This is a genomic window from Streptomyces sp. NPDC055140 (assembly GCF_053607285.1).
Window position 1 is genome coordinate 125,771 of record NZ_JBSGTG010000006.1, and the last position, 16,916, is coordinate 142,686.

Here is a 16,916-nt window from a genome sequence, read left to right on the forward strand (position 1 = left end):
TTGTCCGATCAGTCCTTGTCGCGGGAGAACCCGAGGATCCGGCCCTGGAGGAGCGTGACCAGCACGATCAGGAGGGTGAGCAGGAAGGCTCCGGCGGAGCCGACGCCGTAGTCCTGGTCCTGGAGGGCGACGCCGTAGAGGTGCATGAGAGGGGTGCGTACGGGTTCGCTGCCGAGCGAGGCGCCGGTGGAGAAGATCGCGTAGAACTCGTCGAAGGCCTGGAGTGCGGCGATGAGCATCAGCAGCAGGATCGCGACCGACGTGTTGCGCAGCATGGGGAAGGTGATGCTGCGGAAGGTGCGCCAGGCACCGGCGCCGTCGAGGGCCGCCGCTTCGTACAGGTGCTGCGGAATGGACTGGAGCCCCGCGATGAACAGGATCATGTAGAGGCCCACTTGGAGCCACAGGCGCAGCGTCACGAGCACGATCCAGTACAGCGGCGGGCTCTGCGTCTGGATCCACGGCGTGGCGTCGGCGCCGAAGAGCGCGCCGAGGGTGTTCGCGAGGCCGGACGGCACGCCGCTGAACAGGGCCATCTTCCAGATCATCGCGGCGGCCACGTAGCTGACCGCCGCGGGCAGCAGGAACGCCGTGCGGAAGAAGGCCCGGCCGCGCCGTACCCGGTTGACGAGGACGGCGAGGCCCAGGGACCCGGCGAAGGTGATCGGCACGATCATCGCCGTGAACAGCACGATCATCGTGAGCGAGTCCCGGAACCGCTCGTCGCTCAGGAGCTGTTGGTAGTTGTCGAGACCGACCCAGGTACCGAGGGAGATGGTGCGGCGGGCCTCACTGAAGCTGAGCAGGAAGCTCCAGCCGATGGCCACGTAGCGGAAGACGCCGAGGCCGATCAGCATCGGGGCGGTGAGGACGACGAAGGCAAGCGCCTTCGAGCGCCGTTCTGTCAGCCGCCGGCGGCGCGGCGCCGTGGCGGGCGCCGGGCGGGCGGCACTCCCCTGCAAGGGCGTGGTGCCGGTGGCGGTCATGACGTTCAGCCCATCTGCTTGTCGAGGTCGGACTGCGCCTTGGACTGGGCCTTCTTCAGGGTCTTCTCCGGCGCCGAGCCCTGGGCGATGTCGGCGGCCGCGGCGATGAACTCCGCCTGCATCGCCTGCGTCCACTCGGCCGGGAAGGAGATGCCGTACTTGGTCCCGATGGTGACGGTGTCCTTCGCGGCGCCCTTGCTCAGCTCCGGCGTCTTGGCCGCGACCGCGGTCTGCGGCGGCACGTGGAAGCCGTACTTGACGGCCCAGTCGATCTGGATGTCGGCCTGCTTGATCCACAGCCACTGGAGGTACTTCTTGGCCTCCGCGATGTGCTTGCTCTTGGCGTTGACCGCCTGCGTCCAGCCGCCGAGCCGGGCGACGGGCTTACCGGAGGAGTCGTACGCGGGCCAGGGCGCGACCCCGAAGTCGTCGCCGAGCGCCTTCTCGACGGTGGGCAGCGCCCACAGGCCGCACCACTGCATGGCGGTGGCGCCCTGGGTGAACGCCCCCGCGTCGTACCAGTCGGTGGTGAAGCCGAGCAGTACCGACTTGTCGGAGTGCAGATCGTGCAGGCCGCCGATGGACTTGGCGGCGTCGGCGTAGACGACCTTGTCGCCGTCGATGAGGTCCTTGCCCTGGGACCAGGCGAGGAGGTAGGGGCTGTCGCCGATGCCGTCGTTGCCTATGAAGAGGCCCTTCACGTCGCCGTCGGTCAACTTCTTCGCGGCGTCGGCGAGTTCGGCGAAGGTGGTGGGCACGGCGACGCCCGCCTTCTTCAGCATCGACTTGCGGTAGAAGAGCATCATGATGTCGTCGATGGTCTTCATGCCGTAGAGCTTGCCGTCGACGGTGAGGTAGTCGAGGTCGGCCTTGTTGAAGCCGTCCTTGGCGGAGCCGTACACGTCGTCGAGGGGTTCGAGTTGTCCCTTGCGGGCCATCTCGGCGCGGAAGTCTCCGAGTTCGAAGACGTCCGGGGCGTCGGCACCGAGGAGGGCGGCGTTCAGCTTTGTCTCGTACTGGGAGGTGTCGGCGCCCCACACGACGTTGATCGCGATGTCCGGGTTGGCCTTGGTGAACTCCTCGGCGTACCGCTTCACCGCGGCCTGGGTGCCCTCCTCTCCGTACTGGTGATACCACTGCGTGAGGGTGACCTTGGCTCCCTTGGCGGACGCGGTTTCCTGCGGGTTGCTGGAGCAGCCGACGGCGGCACCCGCGACGAACAGCAGGGACGTGCCGAGGAATCCCCGGCGGGACAGGGCGGAACTGGCAGTCATGACAGGGTCCTTCCGGGGAACGGAGACGTGCGAGAGATCAGGCGCCCGCGTGGGTTCACGCGGCGAACAGTGACTGGATGCTGACGGCGGCGGCCCCGCGCGCCCATTCCTCCCAGGGCAGCGGGCGCACCACGAGGGGGCAGCGGGCCGCGGCCCCGAAGGCCTGAGTGGTGAAGGCGGCGCGGATCTGCTCTTCGAAGAGGTCGTACGCGGCCAGGCCCTCACCGGAGACGACGACCCTCTCGGGACCGACGAGGTTGACCATGGCGGCAAGGCCCAGCCCGATGGCCTTGCCCGCCTCGTCGAAGACGGCGCGCACGGCGGCGTCCCCGCCGTGGGCGCGGTCGATGGCCCCGGCCATGTCGAGGTCCGGCTCGCCTGCCGCGCGCCGTGCCCGGGCGACGATCGCCTCTTCGGAGGCGATGGCCTCGACACAGCCGCGGGCGCCGCAGTGGCAGTCGGGTCCGTCGCCGGCGGCCACCGGGATGTGACCGATCTCGCCGGCCACGCCATAACCCCCGGCCACCAGGCGGCCGTTGACCACGAGCGCGCAGCCGATGCCGACGCCGACAGTGGCGAGGGCGAAGGAGTCCGCGCCCACACCCTCGCCGAACCACTGCTCTGCGACGGTGAGGGCCTTCACGTCGTTCTCGACCGTGACCGCCAACCCCGTGGCCGCACGGACCAGGTCGGCCAGCGGCACATCGCGCCAGCCGAGAAACGGCGAGTAGCGCACGACGCCGCCCGTCCGGTCCACGTCACCCGAGACGGACACCCCGATGTGGTGGGTTCGCTCGGCGTGCGCGGGAGTCAGCTCCGCGACGAGCGCGGCGATGCCGCGGACGACCTGCTCAACAGACCGGTCCGTCACCGGAATCCGGTGCGCGGCACGCACCTGCGCCCTCAAGTCGGTCACCACACCGATGAGTTCGTCGGCCGTGACCTTGACGCCCACGAAGAACTCCCGGTCGGCGCGGACGGCGAGGGGGTGCGCGGGACGCCCCGCGCCTTCGACGGTCCTCGGTCCCTGCGTCAGTTCCTCCAGGTAACCGGCCTCGATCATCGGCTTGACCGCCTTGGTGACGGCGGCGGAGGAGAGACCGGTGATCCGGGCGATCTCAGGGCGGACGACCGGACCACGCGTGAGCACTGTCGTGAACACCGTGTTGGCCGCCGGAGACGCGAGCAGCTTTGCTCGGTTCAGCAACATGGGGGAAACGTAGAGCTAATAATTTCCTTCGTCAATATTTAAATTCAGGGAGTTCGGATCTAGGCTCCAACTCATGTCACAGGTGTACTTCGACGAGCCCAGTCGCACGTTCCTGCTCACGACCCCCGCCTCCTCGTACGCGCTGCGCATCGGCGCGGACGACAGCCCACGGCATGTGCACTGGGGTGCGCCCCTCACACTCGACCAGGTCGCCGCGCTGCCCACGCACGACGGAGTGACCAGCAGCTTCGCCTCAACAGGCGGTGAGGAGCTGGCCGTTGAGGGCGGAGCCCGGTTCGGGGTGCCGTCACTGTTGGTGCGGTACTCGGACGGGACGCGCGGCGTCGAGTGGGCCTACGAGGGCCACCAGATCGACGGCGGCCACCTCTACGTGCGGCTGCGCGACCGCCACTACCCACTCGGCTGCACGCTGCACTACGCGGTGCACCCCGACAGCGACATCGTCGAACGCTCCCTGACGCTGCGGCACTTGGGCACGGACAAGGCAGCCGACAGGCCCGTCGAGATCCTGCGCTGCGACGCCGCGAGCTGGTCCGTACCGGCGGCGTCGGGCGTGCGGCTGAGTCACTCGGTCGGCGAGTGGTCGGGCGAGACACAACTGCGGCGCACCGAAGCCCCGTATGCCGAGACCGTGTTCACGAGCCGGCGTGGCGTCTCGGGGCACTACGGGAATCCTTGGCTGATGGTCGACGCGGGTGACGCGGACGAGAGCCACGGCGAGGTGTGGAGCATGGTCCTCGCCTGGTCGGGGAGTTGGCGGATCACCGCGCAGCGCGACCACACGGGCGGCCCGTTCACGGTGACCGGTGGCGCCGGGCACGACGGTCTGACCTGGCGGCTGCAGCCTGGTGAGAGCCATGAAACCCCGGTGTTCGCCGGGCAGTTCAGCCAGGGCGGGTTCGGCGCGACGAGCCGCGGCTGGCACCGGTACGCCGTCGCGCACGTGCTGCCGCGCCCCGACGAGATGCGCCCCGTGGTCTACAACAGCTGGGAGGCGACCGGCTGGGACGTCACGCTGGAGGGGCAGCGTGCCCTGGCGGCGCGCGCCGCCGAACTGGGCGTCGAGCTGTTCGTGGTGGACGACGGCTGGTTCGGGCAGCGCACCAGCGACCGGGCCGGGCTCGGCGACTGGCACCCGAATCCGGAGCGGTTCCCGCACGGGCTCGGCCCGCTCGTCGAGGAGATCCGAGGGCTCGGCATGCGCTTCGGCCTGTGGGTGGAGCCGGAGATGACCAACCCGGACAGCGACCTGTACCGCGAACACCCCGACTGGGTGCTGCACATGCCGCACCGCCGCCACACCGAACTGCGCCACCAGCTCGTCCTGAACTTCGCGCGCACCGATGTCACGGAGTGGGCCTTCAAATGGCTCGACCGACTGGTCTCCACGTACGCGATCGACTTCCTCAAGTGGGACATGAACCGGGCGCTCACGGAGGCGGGTTGGCCGGGCCACCCCGACGCCGAACGGCTGTGGACCGACCACACGCGGGGCGTCTACTCGGTGCTCGACCGGCTGCGCAGCGCCCACCCCGGCCTGCGGATCGAGGGCTGCGCGGGTGGCGGCGGCCGCGCGGACCTCGGAATGCTGGCCCGCACGGACCAGACCTGGATCTCCGACAACACGGACGCCGACGACCGCATCGCCATCCAGCACGGCTACAGCCAGGTCTACCCGGCCCGCACCATGTCCGCCTGGGTCACCGACAGCCCCAACCCGCACACGGGCCGCACCACGCCGCTCCCCTACCGCTTCCATGTGGCGATGGCAGGCGCGCTGGGCATCGGCGGCGACCTCTCGCGCTGGACCGGGGCCGAACTCGCCGAGGCCCGCGACCTGGTGGCGCTGTACAAGGAGATCCGCCCGGTGGTGCAGCTCGGCGTGCAGTACCGGCTCACGGACGCCGTGCTGTACCGGGCCGGCGATCGGGTCGTGGTCATCGCCTGGGGCCGGGACCGCGATCTGCGGCTGACCGGCCTCTCCCCGGCCGCGGTCTACGTGGACGAGTCCACCGGCGCCGAGCACGCCGCGGCGACCCTGCTCTCGCACGGCCTGCCTCTGCGGTTGCCCCGGACGGACCGGCCGAGCACCGTGATACGGCTGACCCGGCGATGATCTGAAGCGGGTCCGTGCCGGGACCACGGCCGGGCCGCGTCACCGGAGTGACGCGGCCCGGCCGTTCAGGAGTGGCCTTCAGCTTCACCCCGACCGGCCATTGACCAACTCAACACACCAGGATCAGCCGTTGACTTGCCACTGCCTGTTGAGGCCCTCGTCGTAGTGGTTGTGTGCGATCCGGATGCCCGAACTGCCGTGGAAGACGAACAGGGGCGAGGTGTACGGAGGTTGATCCGCTCCGTCCAGCCGTCGGACGGTGTTCCCGGTGAAGGTGAAGCCACCGACGCTCTTGGCATCGACGACGGTGACGTCACCGATGTCGAACGAGTTGTGCTCGACCGAGATGTTGTGGTGCACCGGGTTCGCGGGGTCGATGACCTGGTTGGTCGGCTCCACGAAGATGACCGGACCACTGGGCCGCGTGAACGAGTTCCCTCGGATCGTGAGGTCGGCGACCGGCCCTGACTCGTACCACTGGTAGGCGTCGGCGGAGACGTAGATGCTGGCCATGGACATCCCGTCGAAGCGGTTGCCGGTGATCAGGACGGGTTTGCGGGTGGTGACCAACACGCCGCGGGTCGGCACGTTGCGGAACACGTTGCCGGAGATGACGACCGACGGGGTGGCGGTGATGTTCTCGACGACCGTGTCACCGATCTCGACCCCGGCGGGAACCGGCCGGTCGAAGGTGACGGTCATCGTGGTGAGCGGCTTGTCATGGTCCATCCCGCTCGGCCCGTCGACCGCGGTGACCTTCGCGTGCGGGTCTGCCAGCTGCGTCATCGTGCGCTTGGTGGTGAACTCGACCTCGTCACCCGGGGCGAACTGCGGGAATCCGGCGGTCTGCGGGTGCTCGTAGGCGAGGGTGAGGGTGGACGGCCCTGTTTTTCCCACGACTTCGAGGTAGGTGCCGTGGATGTTGATCGGGTCGTCGTGCGGGCCGTCGAAGACACTCCTGGTGATCGAGACCTTCCCCTTGACGCCGGACATCTGGACGAAGTCCGCGAACGAGGCGGTCGACCGGCCGGACTTCGGATCGGGCGCGAAGTTCACCTTGTCGATGGAGATGTTCTCGCTGAACTGCCCCACCACGCCGAAGGATTGGAGGTAATAGGCGTTCATCGAGCGCATCGAGACGTTCTTCGACTGCCAGATGAAGGCGCCCGGCTCCGTCCGCTCGATGAGGCGCATCTGGTAGACGAGCCCGGCGTCCGCCGGCTGTGCCGCGGTGGTGTAGTCGATCCGGATCCGGCGGCCGCCGAGGTCGGTGACGGAGGCGACGTCGTTGAACAGCGGGTTGTCCCCGCGCCAGGTCCGTTCAGCCTCGGGGTCGTGGATCTGTGTGTACTGGAGACCGTCGACGCCCGACCAGTACGGCTGCCCGGTGGCTGGGCTCTTCTCGCCGAGCCAAGTGATGTGCGTGCCGTTCACCTGGTACGGGCTGCCGGCCGGGATCGACAGGACACGGTAGGCGTGCCCGTCGGTGACACCGGTGTCGGCGACGGTCGCATCGATGACCTGCGGGGCCGCGTAGTCGAAGGAGAAGTTCGTGAACGTCACATTGCTCGAACGGATCGAAGCGAACGCCGTCTGCAGGCCGTGGTAGACGAGCTTGGCCCCGCCTCCGTCGAGGGTGACGTCGTGCATGTCCTCGACGAGCAGCCCGATCTTCTTGTCCCGGTAACGCTGGTCGGCGCCAATGGTGTTGGACACGTACAGCTCACGCTTCTCAGCCCGCTCGGGGTACAGCTGGTAGGTGCCCTGCGAGAAGACGATCCTGACCGGCCGATCGATGCTCCTGGCGTGCCGCAGCGCCGCCGTGACAGCGGGCGTCGAGTCCGTCCGCCCCGTGGGGTCGGCTCCGTAGTCGTCCACGTCGACCACCACCGGTCTCGCGCTCGGCGCTGCGGCGACAGGACCGGCGGCGCCTCCGAACAACGCGAGTGCCAAGCCGAGAAACACGAACCGAAACTTTGGCATAGCCCCTCCGGATCATCCATGAGCACGAAACACCCGATGAATTGGGGGAGTTGCCGCCGGGTTGACCGGTCGGATCTCCGAGCAGAGTGTCCATAGAACCGATGTCTAGGTCAATGGTCTGGACGCGCGGTCGCACCTCATCTGGACGCGCGGTCGCACCTCATACCGACGGCGGGCGGCCGACGCCTCACTCCGCCTTCGGCGCCGCCGTGCTCGCGCGGATCACCAGTTCGGGGTCGAAGAGGAGCTCGCCGACGGGGACGTCGCGGTTGCCGACCAGGGCGAGGACGCTGCGGGCCACCTCCGAGGCCAGGCGGTCGGCCGGCTGGCGGACCGTGGTGAGCGGAGGGTCGACGAAGTCCATGATCACGGCGCCGTCGTAGCCGACCACCGACACGTCGCCGGGGACGTCGTACCCCTGACGGCGCGCGCCGCGGATCGCACCCAGGGCCATGTAGTCGCTGGCGGCGACGACGGCCGTGGCGCCGCGGCCGAGGAGCGAGATCGCGGCGGACTGGCCGCCCTCGACGGTGTAGGACTGCCGGACCACCCACTGCTCCGGGTCCTCGACACCGCGTCTGGCGAGCGAGGCGACGAAGCCGCTGACCCGGCGGTCGGCCGGGCGGTTGCCGACCGGTCCCGATGCCATGCCGATACGGCGGTGACCGAGCCGGAAGAGGTGGTCGACGGCGAGTTCGGCGGCCAGCAGGTCGTCGGTGGAGAAGACCGGCGCCTCACTCACGCCCTCGAACTGACCGTTGACGCCGACGAACGGGATCCTGCGGGAGCGCAGGAGTTCGTACACCTCCGGGTCCGCGCCCTCGATCGTGTTGCTCGCCGAGAGGAACACGACGGCGGCGACGCCCCGGTCGGCGAGGGAGGTCACGAAGTCCAACTCCTGCACCCCGCCGGGGAAGCACGGACACAGGACCGTCTTCAGGCCGTGCGGGGCGAGGGTGGACTCGATCCGTTCGCAGACGTCGGCGAAGAACGGGTTGGAGACGAGCTCGGTGATGACCGCGATGAGCTGACCCCGCGTCTGCCGCTCGTAACCCAGGTCGGCCATCGCCTGCTCGACTGCCTCACGGGTCTTGCGCGACACGCCCTGGCGCCGGTTGACGACGCGACTGACCGTGGCCTCGCTCACCTGCGCCTGCACCGCGACCTCGGTGATGCCGACCTTCATCGGTTGCCTCCGGCTCATACTTGCAAGATATCGATGAAAGATTTCAGTTCAATATTCCACGCAACATAGCAGTCAGTCTGCATGTCTTCCATATTTCTGATGCATGACCATTGAACCCGCTCTTCGGCCCCTGCTAGCTTGCCGCCACCACTCGGCCGCCCGCCCACTCGCCGTGACCGAAGACCCGGGAGACCTGTTGAAGCCCTCAAGGCTCATGCTGCTCACCGCTGTTGCTCTGCTCACGCCGATGGCCCCCGCACTGTCGGCCGCTGCGGACGCGGACACCGCCTCCGCCGCCCGCCCCCAACTCGCCGTCCAGGACCCGGGCTTCGAGAGCGGCGGCACAGGCTGGACCTTCGGCCCGGGCACCGGGGTCGGCGCCGGCAACTCCCACGGGGGCGCCCGCTTCCTCTACCTCGACGCCGGAGCGGGCAAGAGCGCCGAGCAGACCATCGTCGCGCCCCGAGACGGCAGTTACGACTTCTCCGCGTGGATCGGGAGCGCCGGCAGCGGCGGCACGTACACGATCCGGCGCAACGGCGAGACCGTCCAGACGGTCACCCTGCCCGAGCGCCGCGCGTACGCCCGGTACACCATCAGCCGCGTCGAGCTGAGAACCGGCGACCGGCTGCAGATCGCATTCGGCTCCGGCAGCGCCTGGGTCAACGCCGACGACCTGATGATCTCCCCGGCGGCGCCCGCCGACCCCAAGGTCACCTCGTCCGACCCCGAGGTCGCCGAGATGTTCAACTGGGCCAAGAGGAAAGCCAACAGCTGGGTGCAGCTGCCCGGCACGACGGGCCCGATCAACGTCGACGAGAACCAGACCGGCGGCACCGGCACCGCGCAGTACGCGCCCACCTACTGGGCCGGCTACGCCAACCGCAGCGCCTACTACTCACGCGACATGACCCACCAGCTCACCGGCGCCCACATCCTCGGCCTCGACACCGAGAACGAGACGATGCTCCGCTCGTACGCGTCGTCGGCCACCGCCACGCACAAGTACTTCCCGGTGTGGTCCCTCAACTTCGACGCCAAGACCTACCTGAGCATCGACTACAAGAGCCCGGACAACTTCGTGCGCGAGGTACCGGCCGTCTTCGAACTCGTCGAGAAGGCGGCCCAGGCGTACCTCTGGACCGGCGACCGGAGATACGTGGACGACCCGGCGCTGTGGGACTTCTACCGGCACGCCACCGAGGACTTCGTCGACCTGCACAACTCCGCCAAGTCCAACGGCAAGGTCAAGGTCGCCGAGGGCACGGGCAACGGCATCTTCGCCGGCGCCGCAAGCTACAACGAGCAGGACGGCGACGGCCTCGCCGAGGCAGGGGACGGGATCGCCGCCGAGTACCAGGCCTATCTGGCGATGGCCACGCTCGCCCGCGGCAAGGGCGACACCGCGCTGGCCAGGACGTTCGACCGGCGTGCCGCCGACCTGAAGACATACTTCAACGACAACTGGAGCGGCACCGGAAGCGGCGCCGACATGGTCCGCGCGTACACCCTGTCCGGCACCCCGGTCACCGGCTGGGGCAAGGAGAACAGTGTGTTCATGCCGATGAAGCAGATCATCGATCCCGGCCCGCGCAACGACGCCTATCTCGACTACATCGAGGCGCAGGAGCTGGGGCCGGAGGGGTCGCCCAACATCGAGTCGACGACGTACCTGCCCGACATGTTCTTCAAGAACAACCGCAACGACACGGCGTGGACGTGGATGAAAAAGATCTACGGCGAGCGGGAACTCCAACACGTCAACTCCAGCCAGGGGCCCAACGGCGACTACCCCGAGGTGTCGTTCACCCTGGTCAGCCAGACCGTTCAGGGCCTGATGGGCATCACCCCGGACGCGCCGAACCACAAGGTGACCACCCAATCGCGGCTGCCGTCCGGCATGAAGTGGCTCCAGGCGGCGGACGTACCCATCGGTGCGGGCAGCATCACCGTGCGGCATGACGGCGCGACGAAGACCACACTGACGAACAACGCACACAGGAGCGCCTACCGTTGGGAGGCCCGCTTCGCCGGAGTCCACAAGAACATCACGGTCAACGGCGTCCCGCAGCGGGTGCGCAGCAAGACGGTCTACGGGGTGAGGTACACGTACGCGAGGCCGACGGTGCGGGCGGGCACGACGGCGGTGGTACAGGTGACCGACTGATGCGAACGCTCCGCGGATCCATGGACTTGCGAGCATGCAGCCCGGACGACGATCACTCCACGATCAGCAACGAAAGAGGCCGTTCCCGCCTTACGGCAGAAACGGCCTCCGACCTGCAAAGGCAGGTCGGGACGACAGGATTTGAACCTGCGACCCCTTGCCCCCGGCTCGCAGTCAGCGGGAGGCTGTCACTCTGCCGGATTCCGTGTCGACCGCACTTTCCTCGCGCCCCCGCAGCGTGAAGTCCGCGTCCACCGTCTCGCCCGCCCGCAGCAACTTGCGCAGGGCCAGCGGGTGCCGCCCGGGCGCCGACGCCACGATGCCGAGGTGCCCCTCGGGTAGACCCGCGACGGCGTAGCGTCCCTGTCCGTCCGTGACAGTATTGACCAATTGCCGCCCCCTGCTGTCCAGAACGACCACCACCGCGCCGCGCACCGGCTCGCGGTCGACGCCGCGGACCGTGCCGGCCAGCGCGGGCACCGTTTCGCCGAAGTGGTGCCGGTGGACCGGGAGTGCGATGGGTACGGGCGTCTCGAGAGCGGGGTCATCCGCAGGCGGCTCGGCGACGGCCTCCTCGATCGCAGCACGCTTGTGGCGCACATGGTCGAGTGCGAGCAGCGCTACTCCCCCGGCGATCCATCCGCACAGCACGAGGACCGGCTTGAGGACGCCCGCGCCGCCGAAGTACAAGATGCCGCGCAGCGCGTCGATGGCGTTCGCCAAGGGCATGACGGCGTGCACGTCCTGATAGAACTCCGGCAGCAGTGGAGCGGGCACCGCTCCTCCGCTCGTGGGGATGGACATGACGATGAAGAGCGTCATACCGACCGCGGGCAGGAACCGGCCGGTGAAGGGCGCGAGTCCGGAGGCAGTCGTGGCCACCGCCGTGGTGAGCAGGAAGGCGACAGCCATCACGGACGGGTCGGGGTTCAGGTAACCCAGGCCGACCCCCACCGCGTAGCCGACGGTGCTGAACACCGCGGCGACGACCGCCAGGGCCAGCAGCTTGCGGCGACGGTTGAGGGTGACCGCGCGCAGCAGCGTCGTGGCGAGGATGTAGGCCGGGATGTTCCATGCGATGCCGAAGTAGAGCACGGTCGAGCCCATCGGGTCCTTGGCCGTGGTCGGAGCGACGTCACGAACCGTGAGCGGGTCTGCCGTGCCGGCGACCTTGCTGAAGGACGTGATCAAGGTCTGTTCCAGCGACGCGCCGTTGGCCTTCGCGACGTAGAGCACCGGATGCCCCCCGTCGACGGCGTATCCCGCGAAGGCGTCCCGGTCCAGGACAGCCTGCCGCGCCTGCTCTCGATCGGCCACGGCCGTGACGTCGAATCCGCCGGCGGTCTGCGCGCGCAGCTTCGCGTCGACCCGGTCCGCCTCGGCGCCTCCGGCCACGACCACCTTCATGTGGTGCGGCCCGGGCGCGTGCAGGGCGGGCGCGAAGAAGAAGATCACCCCCAGAAAGAGGACCGCGGGGAACCAGGCCGCCTCGGCCAGGGCCTTCGCCACCGCCACGCGCGGTTGTGCGCCGTTCTCCACCGTGTCGCGCTCCGTTCCCGCATCCATAGATGTACCGATCGGCACATGAATAACGATTGGACGATACATGTACCGTGCGGTACGTTCAAAATGTGTCCCGTCCGATGAACAGCGAGAAGCGCGCCGAACTCCTCGGTCAAGTGGTGGAGTACGTGCAGCGCCACGGCCTCGCGAACCTGTCGCTGAGCCCGCTCGCCGAGGAGATCGGCACGACGAAGCGCATGCTGCTCTACTACTTCGGCAGCCGGAGAAATCTGTTGGCCCGGGCTCTGGCAGCAAGCCGACCCGATGCCCACGCGATGTTCGACACCGTCGAGAACGCCGCGGACCTGCGCCGGTCGGCCCGCGCACTGTGGAAGGCGATCACGGTGGGCGAGCAGGCCGGGCCCATCCGGATGCTGCTCCAGCTTCTGAGCCTGGCCGCGACGGATCCGGACGAGTACGGAGATCTGGCCCGCGAGACCGTCGAGGTCATGATCGGCCCGATCGCGGACGCCGTCGGCCGCCTGGGCCACCCGAGAGAGGTGGCCCGCGAACGGGCGACTCTTCTCGTCTCCGGCCTACGGGGCCTGTGCCAGGACCGCCTGGTGACGGATGACGCGGCCCGCACCGACGCGGCGGCCTTCCACCTCATCGAGACGGTGGTCGAGCCGAGGCGGTGAACCGGTACGCGAGCTACCGGTGCATGAGGTATTGAGTAGCCCCACGCCGAGACCGCCGACGTGCGGGTGCCGGATGACGGCCTGGTCGTGGTCTCGAAAGCCGGTGGGGCCCGCGGCCCGTCAGGGGTACACCAACGCGCACTGCGAGCTGGTCCGGGGCGAACGCCCACCGTATCGAGCGCCAGGACCTGGCCGCGCCGGTCCCCGCCCCCCTTTGCTCGCCGACAGCACCTGGGCGCGCACGCCCAGGTGCTGTCGACCGCCGAGCTTGGCGAAAGCGCCTTCTTCACAAGGGAGTTGGCGTCTCGGATGCCATGCGGTCACCACTCGTTTCACGCCGGTTCACGGGTCGGAGCCGTTCGTCCTACACTCCCGGGCGGACGAGCGTCACATGAGCCATCAGCTCGATCCGCATGCCAGGGGGCGCCAGGGCAGCCACCACGACGCAGCAGCGGTTCGGGTAGGGGGCGCCGAAGTACTCCCGGTAGACGGCGTCGACCAGCGGGATGTCGGCCGGGTCGGTCAGGAAGAGCAGGACCTGGGCGACGTCTCCGAGGCCGGCTCCGGCCGCCTCGGCCGAGCGGCGCAGGTTGTCCAGCGTCTGCCGGGTCTGTGCCTCCACGGGACCGGTGTCGATGCTGCCGTCCGGGCGCACCGGACCGTGGGCGGTGAAGAGCGTCCCCGCGGCGGTCACCGCCCAGGAGAACGGCTGGTCGGGGATGGGCAGTCCGGTGTCGACAGGGGTGATCACGCCGTGCTCCTTCTCGGTATCCCGGCGAGCCGCCGGTACCACGTGTGGTCGGGGGAACGCAGAGCGGTGTGGGTCTCGAAGTGGTCGGCACCGGCTATCTCGACCAGGTCCACTGACACCTGGTGGTCGGCCAACTGGGCGGCCAGGGCCCGGTTGGAGCGGATGACCCGGTCGGTGTCGTGTTCTCCGTACGTGAGCAGGAAGGGGACCGCCCCCGGTTCGGTGACCCTGCACACCGGGCTCATCGCGGCGTCAAGGCCGGGCTCGGCAAGCACCGTCGTGTAGACGAGCTCCTCCAGGCTGCCTGGGGGCGGGGCGGGATGTCGCAGGTCCATGATTCCGCTGACCGGCAGGCAGGCCACGACGCCGTCGGGGGCCAGCAGGGCGGTGAGCGCGGCGATCTGGCCCCCGGCGGAGTGGCCGGCCAGGAGGAGCCGGTCCGGGTCTCCGCCAAACGCGCCGATGCCGTCCCTGAGGTGTGCGAGCGCGGCGAGCGCGTCCTCGAGCCCGGCGGGCAGCGGGTGGGCCGGGGCGAGCCGGTAGGAGGGGGCGACCAGGACGAGGCCGAGCGAGCACGCGGCCCGGCTCATGAAGGTCACCCACTGTCGGTAGCCGTTGGTCCAGCCGCCGCCGTGGCAGAAGACCAGGACCGGAGCCTGTTCGGCGCTCTGGGGGGCGAAGACGTTGTACCGGTGTAGTGGGTGGGGCCCGTAGGCGATGTCCCGTGCGGCGCGCACTGTGGGATCGGTGCCCTGGGCGTCCCAGTCCATGACCGTGCGGGCGTAGCCGACAGCGACGTCCAACGGGAGCGGGGGCTGTCCGTCGGGGTTGTGGGCGGCGCAGAGCGTGAGATCCGCGGAGTGTGTCATGCGACCGGGTCGCCCTCGGGAAGGCCGGCCTCGGCGGCCGCCGGGGTTTTGGCCCCGGCCGGGCCGAGTGTGCGCAGCAGGACGAAGGAGAGAAGGGCGGCGACGCCGGCACTCGCCCCCAGGACGACCATGGCGGCGGTGAAGCTGCCGGTGCTGCCGCGGACGAATCCCACCAGGTACGGTCCGCAGAAGCCGGAGAAGCTGCTGATCGTGTTGATGACGGCCAGGCCTCCGGGCGGCCGCGCGTCCCACGAGGAACTGCGCGGGTACCGACCAGAACACGCCCAGGCCCGCGGAGACGCCGACCACGGTGACGCACAGCGCGGCGAAGCTCGCGGCCGCTCCGGGCACCACCGATCCCGCGGCCAGGCCCAGCGCACCGGCCAGCAGCGGGATCGTCACATGCCAGCGCCGCTCCCCGGTACGGTCCGAGTGCCGGCCGTTGAGGATCATCGCCACCGCTCCCAGGGCGAAGGGGACGGCCGTCAGCAGACTGGTCTGGAGCATGGAGCCGCTGGAGAGTTGCGCAATGATCTGCGGGGCCCACAGGACGACCCCGTAGAAGCCGATGCCCCAGCAGAAGTACAGCGCGCCGAGGAGGTAGACGATGGGGAGCCTCAGCGCGTCCTTCAGCGAGTGGTTGCCCTGCGCACCGGCGGCCGTGGCGTCCTCGGCCATCCGTGCCGCCAGCCAGGATCGCTCCTCCTCGGCGAGCCAACGGGCCTGGTCCGGGCGCTCGGTCAAGGAGCGCAGCGTGACGAAGCCGAGCACCACCGCGAGAGCGCCCTCGACGACGAAGAGCCACTGCCAACCACCCAGCCCGGCGGCGCCGTCCAGGTAGGTGAGCATCAGTCCGGACAATGGCGCCCCGACCACGATGGCGATCACGTTGGCGGACATGGCCTGGCCGATCGCCTTGGCCCGGCGCTCGGCGGGAAACCACAGCGTCAGGTGGTAGAGCATCGCGGGCAGGAATCCGGCCTCTGCGAAGCCCAGGGCGACACGGACCGCGACATAGCTGGTCGGGCCGACGACCAGGGCCTGTGCCATGGAGACGAGCCCCCACGTGATCGCTATGCGGGCGATCCAGCGGCGCGCGCCGAAGCGCAGCAGCAGCATGTTGGCGGGGACTTCGAGAGCGAGGTAGCCGAAGAAGAAGGCCCCCGCTCCGAAGCCGTAGACGGCGGGCGACAGCTGCAGTTCCTCGTTCATCTGCAGGGCGGCGAAGCCGACGTTCGCCCGGTCCAGGAAGTTGACCAGCCACAGCGCGAACAGGAGGGGGATGATGCGTCTCCCCACTTTCGCGTAGACCGAGTCCTCGACTACCACGATGACCACCACTTCTCGTTCAGGGCGTGCGGGAGCCACCGCCGACAAAGCGGCGGTCGGCGCATCGCATCAGGGGCGGGACAGCACAGAGTTCACGACCGACGTACGGCGGCAGGGCACAGCAAGCCCCATGTCCCCGGACTTCCGGGGGTGGATCGGTGCCGACCGACGGCTGCCGGTTAGCTTCCATGGACTTCTCTTGAGCGTCAAGATATCTTTCGGATGCGATCCGGACGACGGCATCAGGGAGACCCAGTGGAATCGGCACACGCAGCGGGCGAACAGACCGCGGGCAAGCCTCACGGCGAGCCCCTCGACGCGATCGACGAGATGATCGGCCTCTGGCGGGCCTGCCTGCCAGAGGCCGAGGTGCGCAGCCTCGAGGTGGTCAGCCGCATGCTGCGCATCACCCGGCTCTTCGACCGTGACCGCGACAAGACGTTGTCCCGCTTCGGTCTGGAGCCTTGGTCCTTCGACATGCTGGCGGCGCTGCGACGAGAGCCACGACGGCGGTCCACCCCCGGGGACCTGATGGCGGTCATGCTCGTGACCTCCGGGACGATGACGACACGCCTCAAGTCCCTGGAGCACCGCGACTGGATCACCCGCACCCCGGACCCCGGCGACCGTCGCATTGTCGTGGTCGAACTCACCACAGCGGGCAGGGAGGTGATCGACGAGGCGTTCGGCGAAGTTCTCTCTTGCCAGCGGGAACTGATCCGCTCTCTGTCGGCAGAGGAGTTCAGTGCGGCCGCGCAGATCCTGAAGAAGATCCTCCTCGACCAGGAAGGCCCGGCCCGACTCCCCTGACGGTCACACGGCC

Annotated in this window: 12 protein-coding genes; 4 read left to right on the plus strand and 8 right to left on the minus strand. The window is 69.0% G+C overall.

Going from position 1 to position 16,916, the window contains the following annotated elements:
* Positions 1-8: 8 nt before the first annotated feature.
* The 3 genes from ACWFR4_RS14420 to ACWFR4_RS14430 are packed head-to-tail and all read right to left on the minus strand — an operon-like array spanning position 9 to position 3,470.
* Positions 9-986: a carbohydrate ABC transporter permease gene (locus ACWFR4_RS14420; RefSeq protein WP_453464283.1), complete on the minus strand. Its 978-nt coding sequence runs from the start codon at positions 984-986 to the stop codon at positions 9-11.
* Positions 987-991: 5 nt separating this feature from the next.
* Positions 992-2,260 carry an ABC transporter substrate-binding protein gene (locus ACWFR4_RS14425; protein WP_453464280.1) on the minus strand — a complete coding sequence of 423 codons (1,269 nt, stop codon included), beginning with the start codon at positions 2,258-2,260 and terminating at the stop codon, positions 992-994.
* A 55-nt stretch (positions 2,261-2,315) separates the two neighbouring features.
* A complete protein-coding gene (locus ACWFR4_RS14430) occupies positions 2,316-3,470 on the minus strand; it encodes an ROK family protein (RefSeq protein ID WP_453464277.1) in 1,155 nt (384 codons plus the stop codon).
* Between the two features lie 73 nt (positions 3,471-3,543).
* Between ACWFR4_RS14430 and ACWFR4_RS14435 the strand changes: the two genes are divergently transcribed.
* Positions 3,544-5,607: an alpha-galactosidase gene (locus ACWFR4_RS14435; RefSeq protein WP_453464274.1), complete on the plus strand. Its 2,064-nt coding sequence runs from the start codon at positions 3,544-3,546 to the stop codon at positions 5,605-5,607.
* 123 nt (positions 5,608-5,730) lie between these two features.
* On the opposite strand, the gene ACWFR4_RS14440 is transcribed toward ACWFR4_RS14435, so the two are convergent.
* Positions 5,731-7,485, minus strand: coding sequence for an alpha-1,3-galactosidase-related protein (locus tag ACWFR4_RS14440; RefSeq protein ID WP_453468568.1), 1,755 nt, complete (start codon positions 7,483-7,485; stop codon positions 5,731-5,733).
* A 292-nt stretch (positions 7,486-7,777) separates the two neighbouring features.
* A complete protein-coding gene (locus tag ACWFR4_RS14445; RefSeq protein ID WP_453468567.1) occupies positions 7,778-8,794 on the minus strand; it encodes a LacI family DNA-binding transcriptional regulator in 1,017 nt (338 codons plus the stop codon).
* Between the two features lie 85 nt (positions 8,795-8,879).
* Between ACWFR4_RS14445 and ACWFR4_RS14450 the strand changes: the two genes are divergently transcribed.
* Positions 8,880-10,943 (plus strand): hypothetical protein, encoded by a 2,064-nt coding sequence (locus tag ACWFR4_RS14450; RefSeq protein ID WP_453652653.1) that lies wholly within the window; start codon positions 8,880-8,882, stop codon positions 10,941-10,943.
* A 174-nt stretch (positions 10,944-11,117) separates the two neighbouring features.
* Here ACWFR4_RS14450 and ACWFR4_RS14455 read toward each other — a convergent pair whose 3' ends face one another.
* Positions 11,118-12,509, minus strand: a complete 1,392-nt coding sequence (locus ACWFR4_RS14455; RefSeq protein WP_453468565.1) for a carboxypeptidase regulatory-like domain-containing protein — start codon at positions 12,507-12,509, stop codon at positions 11,118-11,120.
* Between the two features lie 65 nt (positions 12,510-12,574).
* Here ACWFR4_RS14455 and ACWFR4_RS14460 point away from each other — a divergent pair, with 65 nt between their 5' ends.
* Positions 12,575-13,144: a TetR/AcrR family transcriptional regulator gene (locus tag ACWFR4_RS14460; RefSeq protein ID WP_453468564.1), complete on the plus strand. Its 570-nt coding sequence runs from the start codon at positions 12,575-12,577 to the stop codon at positions 13,142-13,144.
* 364 nt (positions 13,145-13,508) lie between these two features.
* Here the strand turns inward: ACWFR4_RS14460 and ACWFR4_RS14465 are convergent, their stop codons facing one another.
* Positions 13,509-13,895, minus strand: a complete 387-nt coding sequence (locus ACWFR4_RS14465) for a RidA family protein (protein ID WP_453456122.1) — start codon at positions 13,893-13,895, stop codon at positions 13,509-13,511.
* Complete coding sequence (locus tag ACWFR4_RS14470) at positions 13,892-16,102, minus strand: MFS transporter (protein WP_453652655.1); 2,211 nt, start codon at positions 16,100-16,102, stop codon at positions 13,892-13,894. Before ACWFR4_RS14470 ends, ACWFR4_RS14465 begins: the two co-directional genes overlap by 4 nt.
* A 246-nt stretch (positions 16,103-16,348) precedes the next feature.
* Between ACWFR4_RS14470 and ACWFR4_RS14475 the strand changes: the two genes are divergently transcribed.
* Positions 16,349-16,903, plus strand: coding sequence for a MarR family winged helix-turn-helix transcriptional regulator (locus ACWFR4_RS14475; protein WP_453652657.1), 555 nt, complete (start codon positions 16,349-16,351; stop codon positions 16,901-16,903).
* Positions 16,904-16,916 lie beyond the last annotated feature (13 nt).

What these genes read in the sequence shown, in the direction of transcription:
- ACWFR4_RS14420 (WP_453464283.1), bottom strand. Translation starts at nt 986, where the DNA reads ATGACCGCCACCGGCACCACGCCCTTGCAGGGGAGTGCCGCCCGCCCG.
- ACWFR4_RS14425 (WP_453464280.1), bottom strand. Translation starts at nt 2,260, where the DNA reads ATGACTGCCAGTTCCGCCCTGTCCCGCCGGGGATTCCTCGGCACGTCC.
- ACWFR4_RS14430 (WP_453464277.1), bottom strand. Translation starts at nt 3,470, where the DNA reads ATGTTGCTGAACCGAGCAAAGCTGCTCGCGTCTCCGGCGGCCAACACG.
- ACWFR4_RS14435 (WP_453464274.1), top strand. Translation starts at nt 3,544, where the DNA reads ATGTCACAGGTGTACTTCGACGAGCCCAGTCGCACGTTCCTGCTCACG.
- ACWFR4_RS14445 (WP_453468567.1), bottom strand. Translation starts at nt 8,794, where the DNA reads ATGAGCCGGAGGCAACCGATGAAGGTCGGCATCACCGAGGTCGCGGTG.
- ACWFR4_RS14450 (WP_453652653.1), top strand. Translation starts at nt 8,880, where the DNA reads ATGACCATTGAACCCGCTCTTCGGCCCCTGCTAGCTTGCCGCCACCAC.
- ACWFR4_RS14455 (WP_453468565.1), bottom strand. Translation starts at nt 12,509, where the DNA reads ATGGATGCGGGAACGGAGCGCGACACGGTGGAGAACGGCGCACAACCG.